This window comes from Streptomyces sp. PA03-6a (assembly GCF_033792765.1).
Lineage (GTDB): Bacteria > Actinomycetota > Actinomycetes > Streptomycetales > Streptomycetaceae > Actinacidiphila.
The window spans coordinates 1-4,556 of sequence record NZ_JARAVK010000433.1 but is presented as its reverse complement, the minus strand read 5'-3'; the positions used below and the strand labels follow the sequence as shown (position 1 = coordinate 4,556).

Sequence of the window (4,556 nt, the reverse complement as noted above, 5' to 3'; positions counted from 1 at the left end):
CCTGAACACTGGCCCGGAACTACACCTTCCTCAACGGAACCTCCTCTCGGTGAGTTCACTCAGCTCAAGCAGCCTCGTGTCGCACGAAGCATTCCTCGACCTGCCACCGGGCTCCGGCCACCTGGGCCAGGTCCCTCAGCCGTGTGCCGACCGGGCCGTAGCAGACGTAGTAGGCGATCTCGGTGGGATCGGTGAGACTGCGGCGGGCCAGTACCCAGTGGCCGAAGCCGTTCTCCCACCAGATCCGGATCGGCACTCGGGCCCAGTCATAGAAGCGCTGTCCGTGGGCGCCCGGACCGGCGGACAGGCGCTTCCACGCCTGCCGCGGCAGGCCGGCCACCAAGGCGTCGACCCGGACCTCGGCGCCCCGGGTGGTGATGACGGTGTCGTTGACCTTGGTCGCCAGCACGTGCGCGACCGCGCGCTGCTCCAGCCAGTACCGCAGTCGCTTGACCTGCCCGTATGCCTCGTCCGCGGTCACCCACGCGAACGGAACCTTCGCGTCCAGGGCACGCTGGAGCATGGCCTGGAAGTGCTCGATCTTCGTAGCGAAGGGCACGTCGTCCGGGATGCCGGCCGCCCGGCATCGCTCCCGGTCGTCGGTCCAGGACGTCGGCAGGTACAACTCCCGGTCGATCAAAGCCCGCCCGTGCCGGGAGGCGTAGGCGAGGAAGGTGCCGATCTGGGAGTTCTCCGTCCGCCCCGCGGTGCCGGAATACTGCCTCTGCACCCCGGCCGACCTGGTGCCCTTCTTCAAGAACCCGGTGTCGTCACCGATCAGCACCGCGTTCTTGTCGCCGATCGTCTCCACGACAAAGTCCCGCACGTCATCGCGGACTCCACCAGCGTCCCAGTCAGCCTCGCCCAGCAGCCGCTGCATCCCGATCGGATGCGCCTCACCGGCTCGTTCCGCCAGCGACCAGCCGTTCTTGCGCTCCAACGGCGCAATCAGCCCGGCCATGTACTCCAGTGCCCGGCCCCGCGGCTCCGAGCGGGCAAACCGTGCAGCGAACCGCGCGTGTATCCCCGCCAACACCGCACGCCATGACTCGACTTGACGCATACCAAGATCCACTGACACCAGGTCACTCAATCACACCAGACCCCCTAACTGTGATTGCAGTACTAACCCCGGGGCCCTGCCCGGGCCCCGATTCAGACCCGCACCGCCAATCAGGGGCGGCCCCGCACACGCGGGGCCGCCCCTCCCCGTTTCCGCATCAGTTGAAGGAGCAGTCCCCGTCGTGTCCACGCCGCGCAGTGTCGTCCTGGAACGCCTCGTCTATGGTCTGGCCGCGCCTGTGCTGGCGGTGGCCCCGAACGTTGTCCCCGACAGCCCGGTCAACACCGTGGTGCAGCTGGCCGGTGCCGCCGGGATCGGGGGCTGGGTCCTGGCCGCCAAGAGCGATCAGGACGGTGCCGGACGCAAGATCCTGCGCTGGGCCCCGCCGGTCCTCGCCGCCGCCGTCGACGTTGCCGCGCGGCACACCCTCGGGTGGGGCCCCTACGGTCTCGACATCCTGCTCGCGGCCGGCTGGGCAACGGCCGGTTCCGTGGTGCTGCCGTTCTCCCGCGCCGCCCGCAGCCGCCACCGCCCCGCCCTCGCCACGCCCGTTCCGCAGCCGCAGCCGGCCGCCTGGGCCGAGCCGATGCTGGTGCAGCCCGATGACGGCGCCGACCACCTCACCCGGCAGGTGCGGATGCTGTGGGAACGGGCCGGGGCACCCGGCCACACCATGGTGGTCATCGCCGACCGGCATGAGGGCATGCCCCACGACCTCACCCTGCTGCTGCGCGCCTGCGAGGAGGGCCGCCCGATCACCGGCCTGAGCGAGGCCGCCGTCGCTGCCGCGTTCGGCGTCCACACCTTTGACGTGTCATTCCGCGACGTGGCGATCCAGCCCGGGCGGCAGGGCGGCCCGGGCTGGCTGGAAACCCACATCACCCCGGACGCCAACGCCCGCCGCCGCGAGCCCACCGCCAAGGAGCGCTGGACGGACCGGGTCGGCGGCCCGAAGGGTGGTGCGCCCGGCTCCGAGCTGGTCCACGAAACCCGTGATCACGAGCGGGGTGTGACGTTCTACCGGGCGAAGATGTCCGACGCCACCGAGACCCCGCGGATCGACCTGGCCAAGGTCTGCCGCGGCTTGGGCATCCCGGACGATGACTCCTGCGTGTTCGTCCTGATCGACGGCTGCGAGTTCCTGATCAGCGCGTTCGATGAGCCGCCGCTGTCGCAGGTGTTCCCCGCCACCCGCGAGCTGCTCACCCCAGACAGCAAGGGCATGTTCGTGTGCGGGTTCAGCATCACCGGCCAGCCAGTGAAGAACATGGTCTACCAGCACGACAAGAACGCCGCCGCCCACGGCCTCATCCTCGGCGTCACCCGCTCCGGCAAGACCCAGTACTTTGCGGTCGCGATGGCGGCCGAGTCCCTGGCCGGGATGGTGGTGTGGCTGTCCTCCTACCGCAAGGACGAAAAGACCAGCACGCTGGGCCAGTACATCGACCGGCAGGGCTCCAGCCCGCTGTTCATGGTCCGCCAGCTGCGCGCGGCCAAGGCGCTGTGTGACATCCGGGCGGACATGCCGTGGGAGTACGACGGCAAGCCCCACGACTACAAGCCCGGCGACAAGCGCTGCCCGTACCCGCAGCTGAACGTCTACGCGGACGAGTTCATGACCGCCGCCAGCGACCCCGCCTACGGAGAGGAGATCCAGTCCCTCGGGGACGACCTGACCGTCATGGGGCTCAAGTACGGCATCGGCTTCAACGCAGCCGGCCAGTCGCCGTTCGCGCACAACGGGTTCTCCACCGAGATGAAGGACAACCTGCGCCAGAACAGCAGGCCCGTGGTCTTCAACATGGGCAGCCCGGGAGCGACCCGCAAGGCCGCCGAAGGCACCATGGAAAACCCCTACGACGTGCCGACCATCCCCGCCCGCTACGCCCGTCAGGAAGGCTCGGTCATCGAGCGGGCCATGCGCGGCGAGGCCGACCCCGAAAACGGCGTCAGCACCGGTGGTGTCGCGGTCATCGTCCTGGACAACGGCCGCGCGGTCCTCATGCGCAGCCTGTACGTGGACTTCGACTCCGACCTCGCCGACCTGTTCCCCGAGCAGGTCAACCGGCTCGCCGACCACGAAATCAATGAGCTGACCCGGCTCGGCTTGTGGTTCGACTGGAACGAGCCGCCCCGGCTCGGCGAGTTCGGCCCCGAGGACGAAGAAGAAGACGAGGACGGCGGCCGGCCCCGCCGCGGCGGCCGGGGCGGCAAGCGCCCCCGTGGCGGTCCCGGCAGCGGCGGGAGCGGGCCCCGCCGTGACGCGGTCACCTCGCCCCGCCAGGCACTGGACGCCATCAAGCACCTCACCAACACCTGATCACCGCCCCACCCTGCCCCACCTCCCCCGGGCCCGGCCGCGCACCCCGCGCGGCCGGGCCCGTTCCCGCTCACCCTCGTCTCCCGTGAAGGACACACCCGTGGCTGTCTCCCTGTCTGTCGTGGTGCTCGTGGGCATCGTCGTCGTGGTCCTGGTCAAGCTCGGCCACGTCCGCACCTGGCCCGCCGCGGTCTGCGCACTGTTCGGATTCCTGCTCGCCTCCACCGGCCTGGCCCCCGTCATCACCAGCGCTCTCGGCTCACTCACCGGCTGGATCTCCGCTCTTTAACCCACCCCGCACAGAACACCCACCCAGACCACCAGGCGCCGCCGGAACCGATCCGGCGGCGCCTTCGCATAGCCGCGGGAGCTCTCGATGACCCATCCCACCCCCACGCCGACCAGACAGCACACCGCTCCGACCGCACCAGCACCGGCGTCGGTACCGCCGGGAGGGGTGCTGTCGTTCGAGGCGCGGCTGGCCGCGGCGGATGCCGCGATGAGCCTCGCGCTGGACCGGGCCGCCGTCGCCTACGAGGTGAACACCGCCCACATCCCCACCGAGCCGGTCGACCTGGCCGACGTCATCACCACCGTGCCGGTCACCGACCCATTCCCGATCGACCTGTATCCGACCCCGGTCGCCGGTCTGCTGCAGCGCGCGCACCATCGGCTGATCACCGACGGCTGGTGCACCGGCGCCCTGGTCAACGAGCAGGGCGAGCGCTGCCTACTTGGAGCGATTCGCAGGGAAGCCGTAGGCGACTACAACCTGGAGAGGGACGCCATCGAGGTCCTGATGGACGCCATCCGTCGCCGCTTCGGCACCGACGTGGAGTCGGTGCCCGCGTTCAACGATGCCTGGGCCAAAGGCGGTGTGCCGCTGCGCACGCTCCTCGAGGGAGCGTCCCTTGCCGACGTCCGCGGCCTGTGAACCGGTCCGCCCGCCTCGCACCCAAACCCGCCCCCAGCGTGCGGGCGTTGGGCGCGGGACAGGCCGACCGGCCTACACCACGTCCACGCACCGCAGCCCCCTGCGGTTCACATCTGTTGAAGGAGACTCCCCCGCTTTGGCGAAGAAGACGGCGCCCACGGTCATCGGCGTGCTCACCACCCCCGCCCCACCGACCTGGTGGGCCGCCAACCGGCACAAGGTCCTGCTCGGTGCCGGAC

At 70.1% G+C, this 4,556-nt stretch carries 3 protein-coding genes and 1 pseudogene; 3 read left to right on the top strand and 1 reads right to left on the bottom strand.

Going from position 1 to position 4,556, the window contains the following annotated elements:
* Nucleotides 1-85: 85 nt before the first annotated feature.
* Nucleotides 86-1,063, bottom strand: a pseudogene (locus PV350_RS44830) (IS701 family transposase); the annotation flags it as partial.
* Nucleotides 1,064-1,244: 181 nt separating this feature from the next.
* On the opposite strand from PV350_RS44830, the gene PV350_RS44825 reads away from it, so the two are divergent.
* The 3 genes from PV350_RS44825 (at nt 1,245) to PV350_RS44815 (ending at nt 4,317) form a co-directional block, all read left to right on the top strand.
* Nucleotides 1,245-3,383: a chromosome segregation protein ParM gene (locus PV350_RS44825; protein WP_500339094.1), complete on the top strand. Its 2,139-nt coding sequence runs from the start codon at nt 1,245-1,247 to the stop codon at nt 3,381-3,383.
* Between the two features lie 100 nt (nt 3,384-3,483).
* Entirely contained in the window at nt 3,484-3,672 is a 189-nt protein-coding gene (locus PV350_RS44820; RefSeq protein ID WP_500339093.1) for a hypothetical protein, read from the top strand.
* A 168-nt stretch (nt 3,673-3,840) separates the two neighbouring features.
* Complete coding sequence (locus tag PV350_RS44815; RefSeq protein WP_500339092.1) at nt 3,841-4,317, top strand: DUF6197 family protein; 477 nt, start codon at nt 3,841-3,843, stop codon at nt 4,315-4,317.
* Nucleotides 4,318-4,556: the final 239 nt, after the last annotated feature.